We start from the raw sequence: 23,858 nt of genomic DNA, 5'->3' as shown, positions 1-23,858 counted from the left end.
TTTTATTAAGTTAGATGGAAATCGGGTGAATGAATGGTGATAAAAAGATTATAGACCGCTTCGCTGTTAGATCATAGTATATAGACTTATCATCATTGCCAAAAAAAATGGGGTGGTCGTTCTATAGAATTTGTAGTTTTTTACACAAATTATAGAGAACTTTCCGTAATCAGATACTCTTTTTATTTTTATTAAGTTAGATGGAAATCGGGTGAATGAATGGTGATAAAAAGATTATAGACCGCTTCGCTGTTAGATCATAGCATATAGACTTATCATCATTCCACAAAAAATGGGGGTGGTCGTTCTATAGAATTTGTAGTTTTTTACACAAATTATAGAGAACTTTCCGTAATCAGATACTCCTTTTATTTTTATTAAGTTAGATGGAAATCGGGTGAATGAATGGTGGTAAAAAGATTATAGACCGCTTCGCTGTTAGATCATAGTATATAGACTTCTCATCATTGCCAAAAAAATGGGTGGTCGTTCTATAGAATTTGTAGGTATAAAAAAGAAAAGCGGACCAAAGTCCGCTTAATTATATGTTTAATAGCAAGCTAATACTTGATCTCCATCACAAGGTATACTACGACATGTTTTTGTAGGACCGAACATTTCGCTACAGTCTGCTCCTGCAACACTGCAATTTGAAGAACACCATCCAGCATCAGAAATTACAGCTCTACCTGCTATTATTGATTTTTGCTCAGTTTGGTTTAGGACACTACCTAAATTTGAAATTTTTTTTAACATAATTTATGTCTTTTAAGATTTAATAATAATCTCTAAAATAGTAAAAACTATTAATATTCAGTTGGTTAATTTTTTAATATAATTCTATTAACATTGTAGTTTCAGACAAAATTAAATAGTGCAAGTGTATAGTAACTTTGATATAATTCTGCGTATCTCAATCGCAATTCGTATTTAATACTTAAAATCACTCAGTCACCAGTGAAAGAATATAGATCGCTTCGCTGTTAAACCATAGTATACAAAAGATTAGTCAATTGTATGTATCCTATTAGTTTTAGAAAATTTGTATGGTGTAATTTTAGATGTCTTACTCCTGTTTTAAAAAGTCATTACACGCTTTCGCGAAAGCGTATAAAGAAAATTTACCTAAAACTCCATTCTTTATACTCTGAAGAGGCTTCTAGTTTTTGTTCTAAGACATCTTCTAGTTTTGGAAAGAAATCAATTCCCGTCAGTTCTTCTACATGATCTACAGAAGTCACAAAACGATATAAGGGTTCACTAGACTCTTGGTGATCCATTAAGAAAGCGATCATTCGAGTATTGTTGCCAGAACGGTCATATACAATTTTATAAAAAGAAGTGGGTACTGTCACATTTTCGGTTCCTATGGATGTGTTTTTATTATTTAAAACACCTCCTGTAACGATGAATACACCATCATATTTTTTTGCCCAATACCGCACTTTTTGCTCTAGTCTATTCCAGACACCTGCATTAAATGCATGGTTTTGTGGGGTAATATTACTGGTTAAAAATGTCTCATCATAGGCTTGTTTACTAAACTCTCGATCGCCTGCCGGACATAAATGCCCACGGTCATAGCCTGAGTTTTTATAATTACGCCAATGCGCCGATGCCGTTTTTACAGCGGGATCTACTTCAAAATAAGGTCGCTTAAAATCGTTATTAATAAGCTGTGATTTCTTGAGCTCATATCCTACCCATTCCGCTTGCTCATGAGATTCACTATAACTCAAGGAGTAGTAATTATGATGAATCACCTGCCCAGTCGTCGAACTTGGCAAAAAATAGGTGTTCGTATCTTCTTTTTCTTGTGCTCCTGCTTCTACAATAGGTTCGTCTATTTTTTGATGGGCATATTTTTCAAAAGCAAAATATCCTACAGTAAACAGAATGACAAGAAGTGGATAGGTGTATTTTCTTTTCATGTAATGATTTCTGTGAGCAAACAATATATTTATTTGTTTGTACTCATTTCTTTATGACAAATATCGTTTACAGAGTAACCAATCACAATTTTGCTAGAAGTTCTTTTGCTTCTTTATACTTATAATTTGTTGAATCTCTAATGATACTTATAAGTGTTTCTTTTGCATTGGTTGATTTATCAAATTTCAAATACGTCAATGCTTTATACCATAGGGCACGAGAGTTGTCGAGGCTTTGTGAATTTTCTAAAAGATCTAGCTGCTTAATGGCTTCTTCAAGGTTTCCTTTTTCTGAATAAATCAATCCTGTATATACATATACTAAAGGGTTGATCTCTTTTGCTGTGATATTATATTCCTGAAAGCTTGTTAAAGATATATCTAAATTTCCTTCTTTGAAAGCAGTACTCGCTTTTGAGAGTAATGAGGCTTGATCTGATCTACTCGTAAAGGATGGCAATTCTGATGGTTTATAATAATCTGTATATAAGTCTGCATTTGAATTACTTGTAAAGAAAAGCCCAAATAATAAAACAAAAATTGCAGCTAAAGAAACTACATAATATAGAGACCTTCTCTTAGGGTTTTCCTTTTTTGAAGTAGTTTTATAGTCTTCATTTATTTTTAAAAGTTTCTTTTTGATAGCTTTTCCTTCTTCACTTTGAATATAGGCTTCTATCTCCTTTTTATGTTTTGAATCATATCCAGCAGCATCCTCATCACTTGTGTTTGTAAGGTGATGTGTTATGGATTTGTACAATGCTAACTCATCTTTTAAATCGGGTTTTGATGCCACTTCTAACTCAAATTGATGAGTGTCTTCTGTGGACATCCTTCCACTTAAATAGGCTTCTATTTTTTTATAAACTTCTTCTTCCATCATGATTTGAGTTTTTCATAATTACCATCCTTCTTAATTAAGTCACCTAAGCGTTTTTTACATTTAAAAATACGTTGAAATGCTACATTTTCAGATGCATAGTTGAACTTCTTCACAATAAGATCATAGGACACTTTTTTAAAGTAATCTTTTAATAACTCTTTACAATTAGGAGATAATAATTCCAATTTCTCTTCGAAAAGATCCCAGCGTTCTTGATTAATAATAGCCTCACTATGGTAATTTTCTTCACTCTTAAGTGCTATTACCTCTTCATTTCTTACCCATCTCTTTTTAGAATTCAATTCTTTACGCCATAAATTTTTACATACCGTAAACAAATATGCCTCAAAAGACAACTTTATTTCTATATCACTCAATTTCAAACGGATACTTAATTGATACAACGCATTCTGAAAAACTTCCTCAGCGTCTTGCTGTTCTCCTTCATTTTTAAGAACAAAATGCCTTACTTTTGGAAACATTGATCTGTAAATTGCCTTAATAATTTTTTCATCACCTGTACGCAATCCATCCAGATAGTTTATACCATTTTTTATGACCATAAATTTAAAAAGATGTTTAGGGGGTAAGATTATGGATCTTTGAGAACATAAGAGCAAAATAACATTTTAAATCCTTAAAATTTAATTATGAAAACAAAAAAAATTATTGTTATCGTTCTAGCATTTCTTTCAATGAGTTATACTACTAGCCTTAAGTCCACAAATAACATTGCTACATCAACTTTAATAACGACAACATCTATTGATGATGAACTTAGCTGTAATTCTGGTGTTTACCATGTTACTATAGTATGGTTAAATGATCTTACCATTGCTGAGAAAAATGCTGTCAGAGCTAGTTTTAATATTTATGGACGTGCGCCTGTATTTCAAGTATTTCCTGATGGTAGTGAAGGATGGGCATTTGTTCTTCAAAACATGAATACTAGTGTTGTTGTTCAAGGGCAATGTAGGTCTGAAACTGTTGACGATGAAATAGAAGATAATGAGGAAGTAGATACACAAAGAGTACGTAATCCAAACAGATAATTGTAAATTAATCTATGGTATACAGACACCCTCTGATTTTAAAAATAATTCAATTCCTTTTTTATATTTCGACTAGTATAGGTCTAGCTCAGTATCAATCTTTCAGAGATATTATGGACTCTAAAGAAAATACTGATATTCATAAGATTGAAAAAATTAATTCTTTATTAGCTCAAAACATACGTGATAATCAGCGTACTGATGTCGGGTTAATCGCGCATCGATTTTCTAATTGGCATTATCAAAATAAAAGGGTTGCTAAAGCAATAGCAACCCTTCATATATCTATTACATATCATAATCCTGATAATGCTGATACTGATTTACAAAACAAATTGTATAAGCTTGGTTTTTTTTATTACAAAATAAAAGATTACAAAAAGAGTAATGAAGCTTATAAGAGGTCTCTTAAAGTTAAAGGTTCGAACGATCTCGCCGGACAAGTTTATTATAAAATAGCTGCTAATTACTATAAATTAGGAGACTATGACTTATCAAGGATATATTATGAACTCTCAGAGCAAGTATTTTTAAAATTAAAAAATTATAAGAGATTACTCAAGTGTTATTCATTTTCATATAATACCTATTCAAAACTTGAATCCAAAGAAGCTTTAGAAAAATTAGAATACAATCTCTTACAAGCAGATTCCTTAGCTACCATTTTATCTATTTCTAATACTGACAGATACAATATAAAAAAGGCATTAAGTTCTTATTATAATGATTATAAAACAAGAGATTCTAAAAAAGGTATTCCATTTGCTTATGAGGCATTACATCTTGCTAAAAAAATGAAGGACTCATCTCTTGTAAGTAGTTCTTATATTAAACTTGGTATTCTCAATGATCACAAGTATCCAGACATTGCTCTTGATTTTCATAAAAAAGCATTAGCATACTGTCCTTCTTCAAATAAGAAATTATTGAGTATTATATACGCTAATCTTGGATTAAATAATGCGCATTTAGGGAATAACTCATTATCTATAACACAACAGTTGAGATCACTTGTAGCATATACAGGTACTGATTTTAAGAATATAAGTTCAGAAGAAATTTCAAAAATTCTCAATGAACGATATGAAGATGGAAATTTACGAACTAAATTAGCAAACACAGCAGAATCCTATCTTTTATTCGCCGAGAAAACGAAGAATAAAGAGATGCTTCAAGAAGCTATCAGATATTTCAAATTAGCAGACAAAACTATTGATATCTATCATAAAAATAGCAGTGCTAATACTTCAAAATTGATATGGAGAAAGAAAGCTACAGAGATTTATGGAAGAGCTTTAAAAGCCTGCTACTTAGCAAATGACCCCACGGCTGCATTTGAATTTATGGAGAAAAATAAATCATTGCTATTATATGAAGAGCAAAAAAAACAAAGAGAGCTACAAAATCTTCAGTTACCAGAACCCCTTGTCAAAAGAGAACAATACCTCACTAATAAACTTAATGAATTAGAAAGAATTAAAAATAACGATAAGGTAGCTTTAAAACTCCAAATAAGATACAATGATAGTCTTGTTGCCTTAACAGATAGTATAAAGAGGATGTATAAAGATTACAAAAGTCTGTTAGAGAGTTTTACTCCTTTCCCATATTCAGATTTAAAATCAAGTTTAACTCCTAATGAAGCTATTATACAATACCATATTCCTATAGATAATGGATATGGTATTTATCCTAATGCTACTAATGGTTACGGACTTATAATTACTGCCGCCAAAACTCATTTTTTTGAGATGGATAGTCTGCAACTCTTCAAATCGAAAATTGAAGAATTACAAAAAAAAAATATTAAACCTTTTACAACAAAAGAAGATATAGTAGCATATAGAACTATAGCTCACACTGTATATAACAAACTATTCCCTACTGAAGAAATAAGACATACTATCGAAGGAAAACAACTTACAATTATTCCTGATGATTATCTTACTACAATCCCTTTTGAAAGTCTTATTGTTTCTTTAAATACCTCCAATGATTATCTAATTAAACACGCGCAAATACACTACAAATATAGCTATACATTTCATGAAGAAATGAGGGTAAGTAGAAGTTCAAATACATCTCATTTTTCAGGTTTTGCTCCTGTAAAATTTGATCCTATGGATTTATCTTCATTAGAGGATAGCCAAGAAGAAATTGAAAGTATTAATTCTTATTATAAAGGTAATACGTATTCAGGAGTTAAAGCTAACAAACGTGCATTTAAGGAAGCGCTAAAAAGATCAAATATTATTCATCTCGCTACACATGCAGATGCTACAGATTCTATTATACCTTGGATTGCTTTTAGCGATAAAAAATTATATCTCAATGAATTATATTTAATTAAAAACAATGCTGATCTTGTTTTTTTAAGTGCTTGTAATACATCTACTGGGAAAATAGAAACAGGAGAAGGTGTGATGAGCCTTTCGAGAGGCTTCTTTTATGGAGGAGCGAATAGTACTATTTCTTCTTTGTGGAATGTAGATGATAAATCCACACAATACATTGTGAAACAATCTTATAAAAACTTATATGCGGGTACTTCAAAAGCGGTGGCTTTACATCGAGCCAAATTGAATTATTTAGAAAATCATACAGGCTCTGAAATAGCACCTTATTATTGGGCGTCTTTTGTATTAATAGGAGACTCTAGTCCATTACCTACAAAAAACTACTTTTTATATTATAGTATGGAAATTGTGGGTATGCTACTCATTTTCCTATTCTTTATAAGAAGAACTAAGAATAAAAAATGAACAATAAATATATGTCGTTAAGTACACACTTAACGACATATACACAACAGGTTTTTAGCAACCTGCTCCTCCACCTACTCCTAAACAAATTCCAAATCCAATAACACATCTAGATTGTCCTGGACAAAAAACACCACTTTGTTCGCAATCAGCATCAGATGTACAACTAATAGGCATTCTAGATCCCGCTCCATTTAACGCTTTTTGTTCAGCTTTGTTTAATGCCTGAACTCCTTCTAATTTTAAAATGTTTTTTAACATAGTATAAAATTTATAAATTAATTTTACTGTGAACATTTTGAGACACCCACAGCTTGTGTCTATTCTTGCAAGAATACTTTGAGAGGCTAGTAAACGCTAGGCTCTTTTTTATATAAAATTTTAATTTTCATTATGATTTAAAAAAAATCCCAATTCAGAACATTATTAATAATGTTCTGAATTGGGATGTTAATACTGCAGCTATTGATAAGCATAAATCACACCACTAATTTTGCTTCGTATGCTGAAGGTAAAAATATTCTTTAAAAATGAAGAAACCTGAAAGGGTATCAAAAACCAAAAAACTAATTTGTCCATATCTAAATGTTTTTAGTAAACACCTATATGTTCTGGACAACAATAATTCTTACCCTAAAAAAAAAGAAAAAAACACACTATTAAACACAAGTGATTGAATAACAGAGAAATTAAAAAAAGTTAAATGAATAATTGTATTTCAAAAATATCCTTAATTTCCTTTTGTGTTTAAAATTAATATAGAAAATCGCAGCTCCAATATTTAATAAGAACTGCGACTTTTTTTCATTATAGTAGGAAGTATCCACCGTTTCCGTTGCACTGACCGTCATTAGTATTAGGACAATCACAGTGTATATCACAACGATGTCCTGATGGAGCAGAGGCACATACAGTAGGGCAATAGTTGCTACTAGCACAACCTCCTGGAGATGGGCTCATTCCTCCATTAACAACTTTCTGGTCATTTTTGCTCAATTGCTGAGCACCATTTAGATTTAAAATCTTTTTTAACATAATCGTAAAATTTATAGTTAATTTTACTGCGAACATTTTGAGACACTCACAGTTTGTGTCTGTCCTTGCAAGAATGTTTTAAGAGCTCAGTTACCGCTGAGCTCTTTTATTTTTATAACGTTTCTTCTACGCTAATTTTACTTCTAAATTTTAGTGCCCTTTTAAAACGTCTACAATTAATTAGGAGATGATCATACTCAAATAGTTTTTAGGAAATTTTAATTTCTTATTTAATTCTCTAAAGTATTCGTATTATTCCAGCTTTTATACCATGATGGATTTCTAGAATACGATCAGTCATAAGAAATATTAGGTGTACATATTCATAGGTTTCTTGTTAACGATGTATACCTCTATTTGCAAGTAGACATAAGTATAATGTATAGACTTTCTTTTGCAAAAAGTTAATACATACATGTACTAACAAGTGAAAAGCTAATTCATTTTTATCTAGTTGTTTTCTATGAACATCTAGATATTCTTAGCAAAAAAATCTATTGGAAAGATAATAAAAAAATCTGTAATTTAATGCAAAATACTAAAAATCAATGGATTTAAGCATTGAAAGCACCTACAAGGCTTCCAAAAGTTCTTTTGTTTCTTTGCGCTTATAATTTGAAGAAGTGGTATTCATTTGAAGTAATACCGCTTTTGCATTTGCTTTATCTCCTATTTTCAAATAAAGTAATGCTTTATACCATAATCCCATTGGAGCATCTATTAAATCACTCTCAATAAGTTGATCAAAGGTAGTATGTGCATTCTCATATTGTTTTAACTCCATTTCTGAAATTCCTTTATAGAGTAATACACTTGCATTTGTTTGTATGGTACTCGTCATTTCAGAAGTGAGTATGTCAAGTACCTTATTAAAATTACCTTCCTCAAAATAACGTTCTGCATCAATTAGCGAGGTCTCTTCTACTCCTCCACGAGATACTAAAGAAGGAATATCAGATACGGTATAATAGTCTACATATAATTCTTGAGGGGTTTGTTGTTTTGGTAGTAATACCCCTACTGTAATAATAATAGCTATAAGAGCAGCGCTTAGATAAAACAGTAATGACTTGGTGTTTTTTGAGTTCTTTTTTTGATAGGCACTATTAGCAATTTTAAGAGTTTCCTTGAGTTGTAACGTTTCTTTATCTTTATATAATTGCTCGTATTCTTTAAGCCGTTTTGTGTCTACATTTTTTGCATAACTCCAATCATTTTCTGAGAGTGATTCAAAGAGTTGTTTGTGCAAGAGTACGCTTTCGCGAAAGCGTATATCTTCAGACATCCGCTTTTCTAAACGTATGACATCTTCTTTAGGTAGGCTCCCTAAAAAATAGGCTTCTATGATGTTACTTTCTTCTTCTGAACTCATAACTCTTTTAAGGAATCATAACGGTTATCATTTTTAACAGTTTCAATCAACTTTGATTTGCATTTAAAAACACGTTGTCTTGCTACCGTTTCTGAATTATATCCTAACTTTTGAACAATAACTTCATAAGAAACTTTAGCAAAGAACATGGTGAGTATTTTTTTGCAGTTTTCTGATATAGCTCCAAGTTTCTCTGTAAACAATTCCCAACGTTCTTGTTCTAACGTAGCAAGTGCCATATCCTGTTCTTCATTCCTAAGTTCCATAACTCCATCATCTGTTACCCTTGTTTTTGATCTATTTAATTCTCTGCGCCATAAATTCTTACAGGCGGTAAATAAATAGGCCTCAAAACTACTTGTGATTTCAAAAGATTCTTTGCGATAACGCACTGCTATTTGCAATAATGCTTTTTGAAAAATGTCTTCGGCATCTACTCGTTGCCCTCTGTTTTGCAATACAAACTTGGCAACTTTTGGAAAGATTTTGGCATACATGATACCTATTACTTTAGAATCATTTTCTAGTAAAGCAGTTAGATATATCGTATTGTCAATCATTAATAGGGAATACATTAGGCAAACAAAAATAAACTTTTATATTTACAGGGTAACAAAACGAAGGGTTGTGTAACAAATCAGTAGTATTAATTTATATAACCCTAAACTCTTTTTTATGAAAAGTCCCTTTCTAAAGCCCCTTGTAACTCTTTTAATTCTTGCTTTTACTTTTGGATGTAGTGTTGATACTGAAGAAAGTATTGAGCAAGCTACCATTGAAGAAACTCAACTTATAGTTTCTTTACCTAGTTTTGAAGAAACATTAACCCCTATTCAGATTACGTATAAGTCTAATCTAACCCATGCAGAAGTAAATGCCATCAGAGCTACTTTTACAAATGATGGTTTTATTAATCTTATGGATGTTGACTATTGCTCTAATAGCAATCATGAAGTTGAAATCTGGTATGCAAATATTCAGTTTTGTGATGATTGTAAACCAGCCAGAGATCCTAAAGGTGAAATAGAGAGTAATGGAGGGGTCAATAAAGCACGTCTAGGTGTAGATAGTTGTATTCTGGTTGTAGAATAAAACTAATTTGAATTTTAAATTATCATATATACTCTGCCCGTTTGTGATGTTTGTAACAAGTGTTATAAATGGGCAGAGGGTTTTTGATTCTTATTCTAATTTAATAAAAGAGAACACGCAATCCTATACTAGCATTGAGCATAAGGTAGATAGCCTTCTTTCTATTGCTGAAAAAGAAAACGTCTTAGAAGAAGCCATTTTAATTGCTCATGATTTTTCAATTAAGCATTTTTCACAAGGAAACTATGACAGCGCTATCATATATGCTACTAAAGACGTATTATATTATGAAAAAAGAAACACCATTAATGAGGCTTACAGTAATGCTTTATTTAACCTAGGCTTTTTTCTAAGATATAACCATGAGTATGATAATGCTATTATACATTATAATAAAGTCATTGCTTTAGATAATAACCCTGAAAAAGTAGGACGTGCCTATTGCGACATTGGTCTTATTCATAAAAACCAAGATGATTACCACAAAGCAATTACTTTCCTAAATCAAGGCATTGTTGTTTTAGAAAAATATGAGATTTATCAGCATTTATATCATGCCTATGTAAATATAGCACAGATCTATGATAAAATAGCAGAAACAAATGATCATAGCGAGATAAACTATAAAAGAGAGTTTGATTACATAAATAAGGCTCTTGATTTAAAAGAAATTTTACCTCTTTCGCCATCTAATTACATTGCACTTTACAATACTGTCGCTAATTATTACAACTCTGTTGACAATTATGATTTCGAAAACGCAAAATCTTATTATACGAAATCACTAGAAATTTCTATAGAATATCAAGATTCATCTAGAATAACCATTCTAAATAGAAACATTGGAAATCTTTATATCAAAGAAGAAAAAAGAGCAAATAGATCTTTTGAGGATAGTATTTTTTATTATCTCAATAAAGGTTTACAATTTCAGACTACGTATAATCAGAAAGATGTTTCAGACATATACCTTAACCTTTCTGAATATTTCCTGTATAAGAAATACTTTAAAAAAGCACTTTCAAATAATGGTTTGGCTTTTCAAAAAATTACTAATCTTGAAATAGATTCGTATGGCATTCCAAATCTGTCAGACCTAGAAGACTTACAGAATCAACACGTCATTTTAAGCGTGATTAATGACAAAGCAGCTATTTTATTAGAGATGTATGATGCTGATCAAGATATATTAAAAGCAGAACTTGCCTTACAAAACTTACAAATTGCAGATCATCTAATAGGTACTATCCAACAAAGATCTAATGAAAATCTTTCTAAATTATTTTGGAGAAATCAAGCTTCCTATATTTATTTAAGAGCGGTAAAAGCGTGTGCTATTCTTAACAAATTAGATCTAGCATTTTATTTTACAGAAAAAAATAAAGCATTTTTACTCACAGAGAGTATTCTTGAAAACAACACAAAATCACTGCTCCCTGATCATGTCATTACTAGAGAGCTAGAATTAAAAGAAAGAACCATAACACTAAAACAACATACTGATAAAGACAGTAAAGATCGCCTGTTTAAAACAACACAACTATTAGAACGCCTTACTGATTCTATAAAAATAGCATATCCTGAGTACCTTTCTACAAAAACAAAAACGCAACTATTTTCTATATCAGAAATTCAAAAGTATATAGATCCTAAAAGTATTGTGATCTCTTACATTTGGAATAATGATGACAAAAAAGAAGATCACTATGTTATACTCGTTTCAAAAAAAGAGATGATTATTCATCCTATTGACAACACTGAGGAAACCGATGTACACATTAAAGATTTCCAAACCCGTATTTCTAAACCTTTTGAAAACAAAAATGACAAAGACTCTTTTCAAGAAGTTGCCCATACCCTTTATACCTATCTTTTACCAAAAGAAGTAGCAACCACAATAGCTCATTATTCAAATCTCATTATAGTACCGGACGGGAAACTACAAAACATCCCTTTTGAAGCCCTAATTTCTTCAAAAGAATCCTCTAGATACCTCATAGAAGAGTATAGAATAAGTTATGCATATTCCATGTCGTTTTTGATGCATAATGCCTCATTATCAAGAAATGCTAAAAAATCTTTTGTCGGCTTTGCTCCTGTAACATTTGAAAGAGATAATCTGAAAACTCTTAAAAAAAGTGAGCAAGAATTAACAGCAATACATACAATAACTCAAGGAGAGATGTATATTAATAAAGACGCGACCAAACACGCTTTTTTAACCCAATCTCAAGATGCTAAAATCATACACCTTGCTACTCATGCAGATGGCACTTCTAATCCTTGGATTGCATTTAAAGATGAAAACCTAATCGCATCAGAGCTCTATATTTATAAAAATCAAGCGGAGTTGGTAACGCTCAGTGCTTGTAACACAACCATAGGAGATATTGCTCCAGGAGAAGGAGTCATGAGTCTGACTAGAGGTTTTTTCTATGCTGGTGCCAACACTGTAGTTTCTAGTTTATGGGAAACTAATGATAAGGCCACCTCAGAAATAATGACCTCTTTTTACATCTATCTAAAAGAGGGAAATTCAAAATCTGAGGCATTACATCAAGCAAAATTTGATTACATCACTTCTAATAATTTATCACAACAATCCCCCTATTATTGGGCTCCTTTTATCCTTATAGGGGAAACAGAAAAATCCTTATATGGAGACAATACTTTAGTAATCTTTAGTATTTTATTTATTATAATAACATTCATTATCATACTGTTACACCTCTACAAAAAGAAAAATATTATTTTAGGGTAACAAATCTTAAGTTATAGGAACAATATAAGGAACACAAATAAAGTGCCCTTGAACGATCCTATAGTATACCAAGTACAGCAACTATTAACGCTTAATAAGATTGCTTTTGACAAGAAAGAACTTGCTTTACAAATACAAGGTCATCCTTCTCATCCAAGTATTTACATAATCACTCGTGCTCTTAACGATTTTAATATTAATAAGCTAGCCATTGAAGTTTACGGAAAGACTTTGGAACACCAATACCCCTCGTGTATTGAAAATGGTATCAGCTTTACGCCAGCTATTACAATTAATGGATATTCTATCCCATCTGCATATAACCGTAAAAATCTAATACATTTTATAGAAGCATTAAACAAACCTAGTATAAAAAGAACAACAGTTCCTCTTATATCTAAACTCCAAAAAGCCATATAAAATAACAGACACATTCTGTGAGTGTCTTTAAATGTTCACAGCAAATCTAATTTTTAAAAAATTTAATTATGTTAAAAAACATTTCAAACTTAGGAAAGACCTTAAATAAGGCAGATCAAAAATTAATTACTGGGGGCCGTAGACCAGATCAATGTTTCAATCATAATGATTGTGGTCCTTCAGAATGCTGTCAATCTCCTACAACACAAAATTGGGGATATTGCGGTCCAAGAGAAAATGGAACTGGCGCTTGTAACGGTGAAATTCCACATGATCTTTAATTAATAATAAAAGGCAGTAAAAACTGCCTTTTATCTTTTATTTTAAATAACAAACCGTTGGTTGTAAACAAAAGCTAAAAGCCTAAGAAATCTACTTATCTAAAAATGATTACCAAAGATGATGGTAAAACCCTGAACATATCTACTTAAGAAGCCTTAGTGGGATCACTTGGGATTAGATGATATATGCCTTGGAAATATAAACACTTCCATATAATATTCTTTATAATAATAAAATTGGTAAAATCGAGATACGTATGTGTATCTCGATTTTCTATTTTCAAGATAAAAACGATAAAATTTAGCATAAACGTTAAAATTTATAAGTTTTCAGTGTTAAATTTCAGGTTATCAGCAATTTAAATACATTATTTTCTTATTTTTAAATAAAAGTCAACTTAACAATAATCTGATTATCAATCTACTAAAATAGTAGTTTTAAAAATATTCTTGCAAGGATAGGCACAAGCCTTAAGTGTCTTTAATAGATTAAGGTCAACGATTAATTTAAAAATGTACACTATGAAAAAATTAGGAAAACTAGGTAAGCTACTAAATAGATATGAGCAAAAAGTAATTAATGGAGGGATAGGAAATGCCTGTCAAATATTTATTTGCGAATATGATAGTGACGGTTGTTGTTGCTATGACAATCCAAATAGTCCTGACGGTAGAGGAACTTGTATGAACGGGATGTGTTGCGATTAATAGTATTGACACATGAAAGTATAAATAATATAGCTTATAGACACTAATCATACTATTATTTATAAGCTATATAACGAAATTTAAAAATAGAAGATCATGCTAAAAAATTTATTAAACATAAAAGAAATCAAGACTTTAAAAAGTCAAGAGCAAAAAGTGATTACTGGTGGTAATAATTGTGCTGCTTGTTATGATAACTGTGTACTAACTTCTAAAGACAGAATGGAGTTAGGAGACTGTTTTGACGCATGCCAACAAACCGTGTGTTAATATTGATTTACACATGACACGCAATGTTAGGATAGATATATGATGAGTATCTCTAAATAATTTATTAAAAACAATTAATTCATAAATACAGTTATTATGTTAAAAAAAATTTCAAAATTACAAGGTGTTCAAAAATTGAATAACAAAGAACAAAAAGAAATTAAAGGAGGTTTAAGTGATTCTAGATGCCCTATATATACTCCTAAAGAATGTAGAGAGTGCGGAGGATACCCAATTAGTAATGGATGTTGCTTAGGTACCGAAGATGTACATGCCTGCCTTACTGGTGACGGTGTAGGATAGATATCATTATATACATAAGGTAAGGTTTTCCAACCTTGCCTTATGTATATAATCGAATTAACTCTTCACATCCAGCGCATCTCTAAGTGCATTTCCTACCAACATAAATGCCATCACCAACAACATAATTGCTAGTCCAGGAATAACAGCCAAATAAGGTTTTCCCAATATAATATAGCTATAATGATCTTTGATCATTGCACCCCAACTTGGTGTAGGAGGTTGTGCTCCTATTCCTAAAAAACTAAGCCCGCTTTCAATAAGAATTGCTCCTGCAAAATTAGCAGCAGAAATTACAATAAGTGGTGCCATAATATTAGGTAAAATATGTCTTATTATGATACGCCCATGAGTATATCCTAGCGCTCTTGCCGCTGTTACATATTGCATTTGTTTAACCCCCATGACCTGTCCTCGTACCACACGAGCTACCTCAACCCACATCGTGAGTCCTACAGCTATAAATACTTGCCAAAACCCTTTTCCTAAAGCTAATGTGATGGCTATCACAAGTAGTAATGTAGGTATGGACCAAGTGACATTAATAATCCACATAATAACTGCATCCACTTTTCCTCCAAAATAACCCGCTAACGAGCCCATAAACAATCCTATAAGAAGGGAAATAAAAACAGCTACAAATCCTATAGAAAACGAAATACGAGCTCCTACAAACATTCTACTCAGTAAATCTCTTCCATATTTATCAGTGCCTAATAAAAATTTTCTTGAAGTGATATGCGCTTTCGCGAAAGCGGACACATCGACACCCTCCTTCATTTCTAAACGTTTAGAAATCCCTTCTATATCATCGCCAGCATAAGGCGTATATATGATGGCTCCATCTTCGATAAGATATGAGGTTATAGGGACTTCTGTATCGTTATTATGGGTCCCAAAGAAAAGAGAAGAAATCGTAAAAGATTCTTTTTCTATAGATGACGGAATTGTTAACATAGAAACAGTAAAACCAGGACCTCTTGAATGGATAGAAAGATGCATCTGATTTGCATTCTGACTCGAATCAGGAGATAGTATATAAGCAAATAATGCAATGCAACCGCAAATTACAATGTAGATCAAACTCAAAACGCCCCAAAAGTTTTTAGTAAACTTCCGGAGCGCTAAACTTGTAAGTGAATTTGCAGTTTGCGACATGAGTTAATCCTTTATCGCAGCAATTTTACTTTTTCTAATATCATTAATTTTTAAGTCTTGTAGTACGTTAAGAGCTTCTTCAACATATACATCACTTGCAAGGCTTTTATGCCAGCGCTCTCTTTTAGCTTTTAGCACGGTATCTTCTTTAAAAAGTTTTAATTCGTACGGTAGTGAGTTATAGGTAAGATTAGATGTATAATCATCGATAGCATCAAAACGTTTTGTTTCTTCTTCACTTTTTAAGACTTTAGCTTTATATCCTTCATAACTCAAGTCCCATTGTGTATCATCGCGACGTTCTTTAAGCCATTTTGCATAATCGTTTATAAGCTTAAGTTGTTCGCTTTTTGAAATACGAGCTACACTATTTTCTATCGTTTTTTCATAATCAATGTATCCATCCCAAGCATCATAACTAGCAGCTCTTATTCTATCCCAAGGTAATGGATTTTCTTGATCGCGTTCTCCTATATCTATATAACTATACATATCTGGAACGACAACATCACTCTTTACACCTTCTAGTTGTGTAGATCCTCCATTCACACGGTAAAACTTCTGTATCGTTACCTTAAGTGATCCTATATCTCCGTAATCATTAGAACGCAACCATCTATTAAGCGGGAAGAAACGTTGTACCGTTCCTTTTCCAAAAGTTTGCTTTCCTCCTATAATGATCGCTCTTTTATAGTCTTGCATGGCTGCAGCAAGGATTTCGCTTGCAGAAGCTGAATTTTCATTGACAAGAATAACAAGAGGTCCGTCCCATAAAATTCCTTTGTCTTCATCATTAAGTATATCTGGTGCATCATTGCCCGACTTTACTTGTACAACAGGACCTTCTTTTATAAAAAGTCCAGCCATATCAACAACTGCTTTTAGAGAACCTCCACCGTTATTACGCAAATCAATCACAAGACCTTCCATACCTTCTTCTTTCAAACGAATGATCTCTTGCTTAATATCTGATGCCGCATCACGACCGCCCGCATTTTCTGTATCAAAGTAAAAACTAGGCAAATTAATAATCCCATACTTTTGATCGTCTTTGCTTACCGAAGCAGACCGTGCATACGTCTCTTCCAATAAAACAACATCTCTAGTAATCACAATATCTTTAATACTCCCGTCTATCTTACGCTTAACATTGAGGATGACCTTTGTGTCTTTAGGTCCTTTTATAAGCTCAATCGCATCATCAAGACGCATTCCTTGAATACTAGTTGCTTGCTCATCTCCTTCTTGTGACACTTTCAAAATAATATCTCCTGCTTGTAACTCTTCTTGTCTCCAAGCGGGTCCTCCTGAAATAATATCTGTTACATGTACTGCCCCATTTCTTTTCTGAAGACGTGCACCAATCCCTTCAAACTGACCACTCATACGTTGATCAAATCTGTCTTTAGCTACAGGAGCAAAATAATTGGTATGAGGATCAAATTCTTCTACGATTGCATTTAAAAAAGTAGCAAAGTAATCCTTACGCTCAAGCTCTTCTGTAAGGTCAAAAAAATTATTTGTGTTTTCGGCAATTTCTTCTCTCGCTTTTACTTCTATTTGCTCATCTGTCAAGACCTCTTCTACTTCCTTCCCTTCTGCAAGTTGTGTATCCTGCGTATCTTTCATATCATAAAAAGTACTCAAAGCGCTTAATTTTAACTGTAATCTCCAACGCTCTCTAACTTCCTTTTTATTTTTAGGATACGGTAACTTTTCATATTCTGTATTAATACTTTCCGCTTCTGAAAAATCAAATGGTTTTTCAAGGATAGCCCCTTGTGCTTCTCTTGCTTCCTTAAAACGTTCTACAAAACGTGTATAGGTAAGATCAAAAAACGTAAGGTCTTTTTCTTTGACCATATCATCTATCTTATCCTTATATACCGAAAACTCTTCGATGTCTTTTTTATGGAAAAATCGTCTGTAAGGATCTAGTGCATCTATATAATCTTCAAAAACAGATTCAGAAAATGTATCATCCATTGCTTTTGCATCAAAATGTCCACGTTCAATCACGTAGGATATAAGATCTAATAGTAATTTGTCTTTGTCAGGGTCTTCTTCAATTCCTTTTGTAGTAAAACTACAGCTCGCCACAGAAAATAATAAGGCAAGAGCTATTAATTTTAAATTGCTTTTCATAAAATCACTTATTTGCATTTTTTAACTACCAATGTACATTAAAAATTGTGCCACGATATGGAAAATGGTTGTAATATTTTGTTAAACCTTCATTGGCACATAAGACAAGCAATTTACGTATTTTCGCGCATAGAATCTAACGTATCATAGTCATGGCAAAAAAACCACTTATTCTTATCACAAATGATGACGGTATTACCGCAAAAGGAATTCGCACCTTGATTGAAGTCATGCAAACTCTAGGAGATATTGTGGTGGTAGCTCCAGACAAACCTCAGAGTGCTATGGGACACGCGATTACCATTAATGATATTTTATATTGTGATTCTTTTATCTTTGACATAAATGCAACACACAAGGAATACAGTTGCTCAGGAACCCCTGCCGATTGTGTAAAACTAGCCACACAACAAATCCTAGGTCGCAAGCCAGATATTTGTGTAAGTGGTATCAACCATGGGAGCAACTCCTCGATCAATGTGATTTATAGCGGTACGATGAGTGCTGCGGTAGAAGCTGGTATAGAAGGGATTCCTGCGATTGGATTTTCCTTATTAGATTACAGTGAACACGCAGACTTCGAGGCGTGTAAACCCTTTGTAAAATCAATTACCGAAAAAGTATTGCAGAGCGGCCTCCCTAAAGGAGTCGTTCTGAATGTAAATATCCCTAAGCTTCCACTGGATGCCATCAAAGGAACTAAAATATGCCGTCAAGCAAAAGCAATGTGGGTCGAAGATTTTGACAAACGCACCAGTCCGCAAGGGCGTGATTACTATTGGCTTACTGGAAAATTTGTCAATGAAGACAAAGGTGAAGATACCGATGAGTGGGCACTAGCAGAAGGCTATGTGAGTATCGTGCCTATTCAGTTTGACCTGACAGCGCATCACATGGTTCAAGAGCTTAATAGTTGGGATCTCTAATGTAGAATTCCTAAAAAGAGGGTTTTATACGCTTTCGCGAAAGCGTATACTAGAACACCTCAAAAAGGATCACTATTTTTGTAGTAAGACAAATGATCTAAATGGCGATAACCGCAACCCTACTTTATGAAAAAAGATATTAGTATAGGCATACTCACAGGACTTATTGCAAATGCGGTAGGACTCTATCTCTACGTTGCTATATTTTCTGACGAATCTTTTATGACGACAATTCAAAAATCGATGGCTGAGGGCTATTTTGGTAAAATTGTGACCTTGGGCGCCGTTTTAAATCTCTTAGTATTTTTCTTTTTTATCAAGAAAAAACAAGATTATAAAGCACGCGGGGTGTTAATGATTACAGTGATAATCGCAGTGGCAGTGATGGCACGTAAATTCTTTTAAAGTGAAATATTATATTCTTGTAGGAGAAGCCAGTGGAGATTTACACGGATCAAATCTCATGAAGGCTTTGTATCACGAAGACCCAGAAGCAAATATTCGTTTTTGGGGTGGTGATCTCATGCAAGAAGTAGGCGGCACACTCGTCACGCATTATAAAGAACGTGCTTTTATGGGGTTTGCGGAGATTATAAAAAATCTTTTTACTGTTTTAGGGTTTATACGTGCCTGTAAAAAGGACATCGCAGCATTTCGCCCAGATGTCATCATTTTTATAGACAACTCTGGTTTTAACCTACGGATTGCCAAATGGGCAAAAGCACAACAATACAAAACACATTATTATATCAGTCCGCAAGTGTGGGCATCTCGTGCAGGGCGTGTCAAAACGATTAAAGCCACGATAGACCACATGTATGTGATCTTACCGTTTGTTAAAGATTTTTATGACAAGCACCAATACCCTGTACATTTTGTAGGACACCCGCTTATCGATGCGATTTCAGGACGTACGCAAGCCAAGTATGCTGTGTTTTATAAAGAACATCATCTAGATACACGACCCATTATTGCACTTTTACCTGGAAGTCGTAAACAAGAAATCAATGCCATGCTCAGTGTGATGTTGAGTGTGATAGATGACTATCCCGACTATCAATTTGTGATTGCAGGAGCGCCTAGTCAAGAACCGTCTTTTTACCAGCCTTTTCTTAAAAATTCACAGGTACGGTTGATTATGAATAAGACGTATGATATTTTGAGTTTTGCTAATGCGGCACTGGTTACCTCAGGTACCGCCACGCTAGAAGCAGCGTTATTTAAAGTCCCACAAGTAGTGTGTTATAAAGGAAGCTGGATCTCTTATGAGATTGCCAAACGGATTATCAAACTGGAGTATATCTCTCTAGTCAATTTGATTATGAATAAACCTGTGGTCACCGAGCTGATCCAAAATGAGTTTACCACCAAAACCCTCAAAGCCTCCCTCAACCAAATTCTAGACGACTACCACCGTGCGAAGCTGTTTCTAGATTATTATGATTTAGAAAAAAAACTAGGCGGCCGCGGGGCGAGTGCTAAAACCGCAAAGCTGATTGTGGAGTATAGTTCTCTTTAAGAGTATAGACAGCTGCGTTGTTAGATCATAGAATATAGACGGTTCTTATAGAAGCATTTCAACTAACTTAAATTGTATCTTATTTTCGCTTTCGCGAAAATCACGCCATCCCTTTATAGATTTTATTAGTTTAAAAATAGCGTAATCACGCTACATTAGAGTAGTACTCTATTTAGTCTATGCTCTATGTTCTATACTCTTTTATCTCTTTTCTTTTCTCTCTTTTTCTTTTCTTTTTTCACAACTGTTATATTTTTCTCATATTTGTTTCACCTGAATTGCATAACAACACTACCCTACATGAAAAAACTAGTATTCCTTCTTATTATTATCCCCTTACTCACTTCTTGTGGAGGTGCAAAAAAAGCCACTTCCTACAATCTAGACACACCTAACAAAACCGAACGGATTGTCGCACAGGCACAAGCGTTTAGCGGAACGCGATATAAATTTGGCGGTACGACGTCTAAGGGGATGGATTGCTCAGGACTGGTGTATGTAGCGTTTCAAAAAGAAAATATTGTACTACCCCGCGTCTCTCGTCAGATGGCAAAAAAAGGAAAACCTATCTCCATAAACAGCGCTCGCAAAGGTGATCTGGTCTTTTTTAAAACCAACAAAAACAGCCGACAGATTAATCATGTAGGTTTGGTGACCGCGGTAAAAAGTGGGGAGATCTATTTTATTCATTCTACCACTTCCAAAGGGGTACTTACCTCCTCGCTAGAAGAAAGCTATTGGAAACGGGCGTTTGTGGAAGCGAGGAGGGTGATATAAAAGCTAGCTTCTTTTATTATAATTTGGTGTATACTTAGGTTACGCTTTCGCGAAAGCAATAAACACCTATTATTCTTTTAATTGATAATCTGAATGTCCCATTTGCCATAAAGTAAATGAAAAGACATTTGCATATCTTTCTATCCTTCCATTTTTATCTGCATCCATACCACCATGGCCTTCGTCAAATTTGACAGCGAATAATGTAGGATTTTCAGGGATATTACACGCTTGTAATTTGGCAACAAATTTGGCTGGGTCCCAAACAACAACACGACCATCTTTCATACCGCCAGTAACTAAAGTGGCTGGGTATTTTATACCTTTTTCAACATGATGAAAGGAATCCATTTCAAATAAAGCTTCAAATTCTTCCTTAATTTCTACTGTTCCAAATTCTTTTATGCTATTTTTTCCATTAGGTTGAATTTCACATCGTAACATATTCAAAGCCAGAGAGTTCAGTATTACGACTTGATATAAATCAGGTCTATCCGTCATAGCCCTGTCTGCCATAATACCTCCAGCGCTTGATCCCCACGTAGCTGTTTTTCAAGATTGGTATACCCTTCTCTAATTATATACTCAGTAGTGGCAATCATATCTTTCCAAGTATTGGGTTTAGTCGTTTTCAAACCTGCTTTATGCCAATCTTCCCCTTTTTGACCTCCTCCTCTCACATAAGAATATACTAAAATACCATTGCCCTCTGTAACCCAAGTAAGAAAATTAGGATTGAAATTAACACTGTCCGCATCTCCATATGACCCATAACCATAAAAAAGAGTAGGAGTATTCCCATCTTTAACTAATCCTTTTTTATGGATAATACTTATAGGAACCATCACCCCATCATGAGAAGGAATTTCTAGATGTTTAATTTCAAGATTATCAAAATCTGGATGTTTTACTACAGGAATAATTGGCTCTATTCTAAAACTTTTACTGTCAAAATCATATAAATAATGTATTCCAGGGGATAAACTTCCCCAAGTACTAACTCGCAAAAAATTTTGATCAACACTTTGAGATTGGATACTTATTTGTGAAACTTCTCTAGGTAGCAAAACTTCTATTTCCTTATCATTTTCTAATCTATACATTCTTTGCTCTATTCCATTTTTTTGAGTGGTATAATAGATACCGTCTTTAGTATTCTGAAATTTAGTAATTATTTGACTCCTCTTTTCATTAACAAGAATTTCTGAAGTATCAAAATTTATATTTGACATTGGAGTTCTACATAACCTATTATTAGAATTATTTTTAGAAGTTAAATAGATTAGTCTATTCTCTTTATCAACTCGTATTCTCTTTATTTGATCAGATTTTTTAGCCAAAGGTTTCCAAGATATTGTAGATAATAAGTCTTCTTCTTTTTTATAATATATATCATAAAAAGAAGAGGCACCTCCTACCACAGCAAATACATAACCATCCTGTGTATCATAATTATAAACTAGGGGAAAATCTTCTGATTTAATATTTAGCTCCTCATTATGCTTTTTTGAAAAGACATCTACTCTGTCATTGGGATCACTACCAATTGTATATACGACAGATTGCATATCAAACCAATAATTATCGCTATTTGGATTATTATTAGGACTATACGTTTATATACCCTGAATCATCTGACATCCATTGGATTACAGAAAAACTAGTAATATAATTTGTAAAAACACAAGGTAATATCTTTTTGGGTCTCCACATCTAAAACAATGATCTCAGAAACTTCTTCTCCTTTTTTTTTTATAAACCAATGGCAAGCTTACAAAAGGCGTGGCAAAATCGTCCATTGGAACCACTGTATTGTATCGTATGGCTCGATGCGATGCACTATAAGGTAAAAGTAGACGGTAGAATAACTCATAAGGCACTATACAATATCTTAGGGATTAATAAGGAAGGGCGTAAGGAAATATTAGGTATGTATATATCCGAGAGCGAAGGAGCTAATTTTTGGCTACAAGTCCTAACTGACTTGAATAACCGTGGTCTACAGGATATTTTAATCGCCTGTACGGACAACCTTAGAGGCTTTACTGATGCGATATTGAGCGTATTCCCGAAAGCACAAGTACAGCTCTGTATCGTACATCAAATACGAAACTCTCTCAAATACATTGCTTCTAAAGATCAAAAAGAGTTTATGCGAGATCTAAAACTTGTTTATCGTGCTACTAGTAAAGAAGTCGCAGAGGATGCTTTGATTGATCTAGAGCAGAAATGGGGCGACAAATACCCTGTTGTAATTGAAAGTTGGCAACGCAACTGGGAGCAACTATCGCAGTACTTCCAGTATACAGAACCTATTAGAAAGATTATCTATACGACAAATGCAGTAGAAGGATTCCACCGTCAGGTACGCAAAGTGACCAAGACAAAAGGAGCATTTACAAACGATATGGCTCTTCTCAAACTAGTCTACTTGGCTACAAAAAACATTGAAAAGAAATGGAC

Annotated in this window: 23 protein-coding genes and 2 pseudogenes; 14 read left to right on the top strand and 11 right to left on the bottom strand. The window is 33.3% G+C overall.

What is annotated here, in order from left to right; translation table 11 throughout:
* Positions 1–549: 549 nt before the first annotated feature.
* From Q0505_RS00485 to Q0505_RS00470, 4 genes are all read right to left on the bottom strand, one after another.
* A complete protein-coding gene (locus Q0505_RS00485; protein WP_299207538.1) occupies positions 550–756 on the bottom strand; it encodes a hypothetical protein in 207 nt (68 codons plus the stop codon).
* A 365-nt stretch (positions 757–1,121) separates the two neighbouring features.
* Entirely contained in the window at positions 1,122–1,931 is an 810-nt protein-coding gene (locus Q0505_RS00480; protein WP_299207535.1) for a DNA/RNA non-specific endonuclease, read from the bottom strand.
* Positions 1,932–2,013: 82 nt separating this feature from the next.
* Positions 2,014–2,814, bottom strand: a complete 801-nt coding sequence (locus Q0505_RS00475; RefSeq protein ID WP_299207533.1) for a hypothetical protein — start codon at positions 2,812–2,814, stop codon at positions 2,014–2,016.
* Positions 2,811–3,377, bottom strand: a complete 567-nt coding sequence (locus tag Q0505_RS00470; protein WP_299207530.1) for a sigma-70 family RNA polymerase sigma factor — start codon at positions 3,375–3,377, stop codon at positions 2,811–2,813. The genes Q0505_RS00475 and Q0505_RS00470 overlap by 4 nt, the downstream gene beginning before the upstream one ends.
* A gap of 132 nt (positions 3,378–3,509) precedes the next feature.
* Here Q0505_RS00470 and Q0505_RS00465 point away from each other — a divergent pair, with 132 nt between their 5' ends.
* Positions 3,510–3,866: a hypothetical protein gene (locus Q0505_RS00465; protein ID WP_299207528.1), complete on the top strand. Its 357-nt coding sequence runs from the start codon at positions 3,510–3,512 to the stop codon at positions 3,864–3,866.
* A 113-nt stretch (positions 3,867–3,979) separates the two neighbouring features.
* On the top strand, positions 3,980–6,628 hold the full coding sequence (locus Q0505_RS00460; RefSeq protein ID WP_299207525.1) for a CHAT domain-containing tetratricopeptide repeat protein: 2,649 nt from the start codon (positions 3,980–3,982) through the stop codon (positions 6,626–6,628).
* 54 nt (positions 6,629–6,682) lie between these two features.
* Here the strand turns inward: Q0505_RS00460 and Q0505_RS00455 are convergent, their stop codons facing one another.
* The 4 genes from Q0505_RS00455 to Q0505_RS00440 all read right to left on the bottom strand — a co-directional run bounded on the left by Q0505_RS00455 (position 6,683) and on the right by Q0505_RS00440 (position 9,595).
* A complete protein-coding gene (locus Q0505_RS00455) occupies positions 6,683–6,889 on the bottom strand; it encodes a hypothetical protein (RefSeq protein ID WP_299207522.1) in 207 nt (68 codons plus the stop codon).
* A gap of 546 nt (positions 6,890–7,435) precedes the next feature.
* Complete coding sequence (locus Q0505_RS00450) at positions 7,436–7,663, bottom strand: hypothetical protein (protein WP_299207519.1); 228 nt, start codon at positions 7,661–7,663, stop codon at positions 7,436–7,438.
* 571 nt (positions 7,664–8,234) lie between these two features.
* A complete protein-coding gene (locus Q0505_RS00445; protein WP_299207516.1) occupies positions 8,235–9,035 on the bottom strand; it encodes a hypothetical protein in 801 nt (266 codons plus the stop codon).
* Positions 9,032–9,595: a sigma-70 family RNA polymerase sigma factor gene (locus Q0505_RS00440; protein ID WP_299207513.1), complete on the bottom strand. Its 564-nt coding sequence runs from the start codon at positions 9,593–9,595 to the stop codon at positions 9,032–9,034. The genes Q0505_RS00445 and Q0505_RS00440 overlap by 4 nt, the downstream gene beginning before the upstream one ends.
* 115 nt (positions 9,596–9,710) lie before the next feature.
* On the opposite strand from Q0505_RS00440, the gene Q0505_RS00435 reads away from it, so the two are divergent.
* The 7 genes from Q0505_RS00435 (at position 9,711) to Q0505_RS00405 (ending at position 14,870) form a co-directional block, all read left to right on the top strand.
* Positions 9,711–10,127, top strand: a complete 417-nt coding sequence (locus Q0505_RS00435) for a hypothetical protein (RefSeq protein ID WP_299207510.1) — start codon at positions 9,711–9,713, stop codon at positions 10,125–10,127.
* Between the two features lie 7 nt (positions 10,128–10,134).
* Positions 10,135–12,888, top strand: a complete 2,754-nt coding sequence (locus Q0505_RS00430; RefSeq protein WP_299207507.1) for a CHAT domain-containing protein — start codon at positions 10,135–10,137, stop codon at positions 12,886–12,888.
* A 48-nt stretch (positions 12,889–12,936) separates the two neighbouring features.
* Entirely contained in the window at positions 12,937–13,308 is a 372-nt protein-coding gene (locus Q0505_RS00425) for a hypothetical protein (protein ID WP_299207504.1), read from the top strand.
* Positions 13,309–13,376: 68 nt separating this feature from the next.
* Positions 13,377–13,589, top strand: coding sequence for a hypothetical protein (locus Q0505_RS00420; RefSeq protein WP_299207501.1), 213 nt, complete (start codon positions 13,377–13,379; stop codon positions 13,587–13,589).
* A gap of 522 nt (positions 13,590–14,111) precedes the next feature.
* Positions 14,112–14,297 (top strand): hypothetical protein, encoded by a 186-nt coding sequence (locus tag Q0505_RS00415; RefSeq protein ID WP_299207498.1) that lies wholly within the window; start codon positions 14,112–14,114, stop codon positions 14,295–14,297.
* Positions 14,298–14,393: 96 nt separating this feature from the next.
* Complete coding sequence (locus Q0505_RS00410; protein WP_299207495.1) at positions 14,394–14,567, top strand: hypothetical protein; 174 nt, start codon at positions 14,394–14,396, stop codon at positions 14,565–14,567.
* 96 nt (positions 14,568–14,663) lie between these two features.
* Entirely contained in the window at positions 14,664–14,870 is a 207-nt protein-coding gene (locus Q0505_RS00405; protein ID WP_299207492.1) for a hypothetical protein, read from the top strand.
* Between the two features lie 57 nt (positions 14,871–14,927).
* Here the strand turns inward: Q0505_RS00405 and Q0505_RS00400 are convergent, their stop codons facing one another.
* Both Q0505_RS00400 and Q0505_RS00395 read right to left on the bottom strand, forming a co-directional pair.
* The gene (locus Q0505_RS00400; protein WP_299207490.1) at positions 14,928–16,028 is read right to left on the bottom strand and encodes an ABC transporter permease; all 1,101 of its coding nucleotides are present in this window, start codon (positions 16,026–16,028) and stop codon (positions 14,928–14,930) included.
* Positions 16,029–16,031: 3 nt separating this feature from the next.
* Positions 16,032–18,173 (bottom strand): carboxy terminal-processing peptidase, encoded by a 2,142-nt coding sequence (locus tag Q0505_RS00395; protein ID WP_299207487.1) that lies wholly within the window; start codon positions 18,171–18,173, stop codon positions 16,032–16,034.
* A gap of 152 nt (positions 18,174–18,325) precedes the next feature.
* Here Q0505_RS00395 and surE point away from each other — a divergent pair, with 152 nt between their 5' ends.
* From surE to Q0505_RS00375, 4 genes are all read left to right on the top strand, one after another.
* Positions 18,326–19,099 (top strand): 5'/3'-nucleotidase SurE, encoded by a 774-nt coding sequence (gene surE / locus Q0505_RS00390; RefSeq protein WP_299207484.1) that lies wholly within the window; start codon positions 18,326–18,328, stop codon positions 19,097–19,099.
* 126 nt (positions 19,100–19,225) lie between these two features.
* Positions 19,226–19,504 carry a hypothetical protein gene (locus tag Q0505_RS00385; protein WP_299207479.1) on the top strand — a complete coding sequence of 93 codons (279 nt, stop codon included), beginning with the start codon at positions 19,226–19,228 and terminating at the stop codon, positions 19,502–19,504.
* Position 19,505: 1 nt separating this feature from the next.
* On the top strand, positions 19,506–20,618 hold the full coding sequence (gene lpxB, locus Q0505_RS00380; protein WP_299207476.1) for a lipid-A-disaccharide synthase: 1,113 nt from the start codon (positions 19,506–19,508) through the stop codon (positions 20,616–20,618).
* Positions 20,619–20,918: 300 nt separating this feature from the next.
* Complete coding sequence (locus Q0505_RS00375; protein ID WP_299207472.1) at positions 20,919–21,395, top strand: NlpC/P60 family protein; 477 nt, start codon at positions 20,919–20,921, stop codon at positions 21,393–21,395.
* 69 nt (positions 21,396–21,464) lie between these two features.
* Here the strand turns inward: Q0505_RS00375 and Q0505_RS00370 are convergent.
* A pseudogene (locus Q0505_RS00370) lies at positions 21,465–22,963 on the bottom strand (prolyl oligopeptidase family serine peptidase).
* A gap of 209 nt (positions 22,964–23,172) precedes the next feature.
* On the opposite strand from Q0505_RS00370, the pseudogene Q0505_RS00365 reads away from it, so the two are divergent.
* Positions 23,173–23,858 (top strand): annotated as a pseudogene (locus Q0505_RS00365) (IS256 family transposase); the annotation flags it as partial.

The sequence above is a fragment of the uncultured Dokdonia sp. genome (genome assembly GCF_937910895.1).
Taxonomy (GTDB): domain Bacteria; phylum Bacteroidota; class Bacteroidia; order Flavobacteriales; family Flavobacteriaceae; genus Dokdonia.
Note: the sequence above shows the minus strand (reverse complement) of the source record. Positions and strands in the feature narration are given on the sequence as shown.

Coding starts and splice junctions, on each gene's coding strand:
- Q0505_RS00450 (WP_299207519.1), bottom strand. CDS start 7,663: ATGTTAAAAAAGATTTTAAATCTAAATGGTGCTCAGCAATTGAGCAAA.
- Q0505_RS00415 (WP_299207498.1), top strand. CDS start 14,112: ATGAAAAAATTAGGAAAACTAGGTAAGCTACTAAATAGATATGAGCAA.
- Q0505_RS00400 (WP_299207490.1), bottom strand. CDS start 16,028: ATGTCGCAAACTGCAAATTCACTTACAAGTTTAGCGCTCCGGAAGTTT.
- Q0505_RS00405 (WP_299207492.1), top strand. CDS start 14,664: ATGTTAAAAAAAATTTCAAAATTACAAGGTGTTCAAAAATTGAATAAC.
- Q0505_RS00485 (WP_299207538.1), bottom strand. CDS start 756: ATGTTAAAAAAAATTTCAAATTTAGGTAGTGTCCTAAACCAAACTGAG.
- Q0505_RS00445 (WP_299207516.1), bottom strand. CDS start 9,035: ATGAGTTCAGAAGAAGAAAGTAACATCATAGAAGCCTATTTTTTAGGG.
- Q0505_RS00460 (WP_299207525.1), top strand. CDS start 3,980: ATGGACTCTAAAGAAAATACTGATATTCATAAGATTGAAAAAATTAAT.
- Q0505_RS00375 (WP_299207472.1), top strand. CDS start 20,919: ATGAAAAAACTAGTATTCCTTCTTATTATTATCCCCTTACTCACTTCT.
- Q0505_RS00480 (WP_299207535.1), bottom strand. CDS start 1,931: ATGAAAAGAAAATACACCTATCCACTTCTTGTCATTCTGTTTACTGTA.
- Q0505_RS00475 (WP_299207533.1), bottom strand. CDS start 2,814: ATGATGGAAGAAGAAGTTTATAAAAAAATAGAAGCCTATTTAAGTGGA.
- Q0505_RS00420 (WP_299207501.1), top strand. CDS start 13,377: ATGTTAAAAAACATTTCAAACTTAGGAAAGACCTTAAATAAGGCAGAT.
- Q0505_RS00385 (WP_299207479.1), top strand. CDS start 19,226: ATGAAAAAAGATATTAGTATAGGCATACTCACAGGACTTATTGCAAAT.
- Q0505_RS00465 (WP_299207528.1), top strand. CDS start 3,510: ATGAGTTATACTACTAGCCTTAAGTCCACAAATAACATTGCTACATCA.
- surE (WP_299207484.1), top strand. CDS start 18,326: ATGGCAAAAAAACCACTTATTCTTATCACAAATGATGACGGTATTACC.
- Q0505_RS00440 (WP_299207513.1), bottom strand. CDS start 9,595: ATGATTGACAATACGATATATCTAACTGCTTTACTAGAAAATGATTCT.
- Q0505_RS00470 (WP_299207530.1), bottom strand. CDS start 3,377: ATGGTCATAAAAAATGGTATAAACTATCTGGATGGATTGCGTACAGGT.
- Q0505_RS00455 (WP_299207522.1), bottom strand. CDS start 6,889: ATGTTAAAAAACATTTTAAAATTAGAAGGAGTTCAGGCATTAAACAAA.
- Q0505_RS00410 (WP_299207495.1), top strand. CDS start 14,394: ATGCTAAAAAATTTATTAAACATAAAAGAAATCAAGACTTTAAAAAGT.
- Q0505_RS00435 (WP_299207510.1), top strand. CDS start 9,711: ATGAAAAGTCCCTTTCTAAAGCCCCTTGTAACTCTTTTAATTCTTGCT.
- Q0505_RS00395 (WP_299207487.1), bottom strand. CDS start 18,173: ATGAAAAGCAATTTAAAATTAATAGCTCTTGCCTTATTATTTTCTGTG.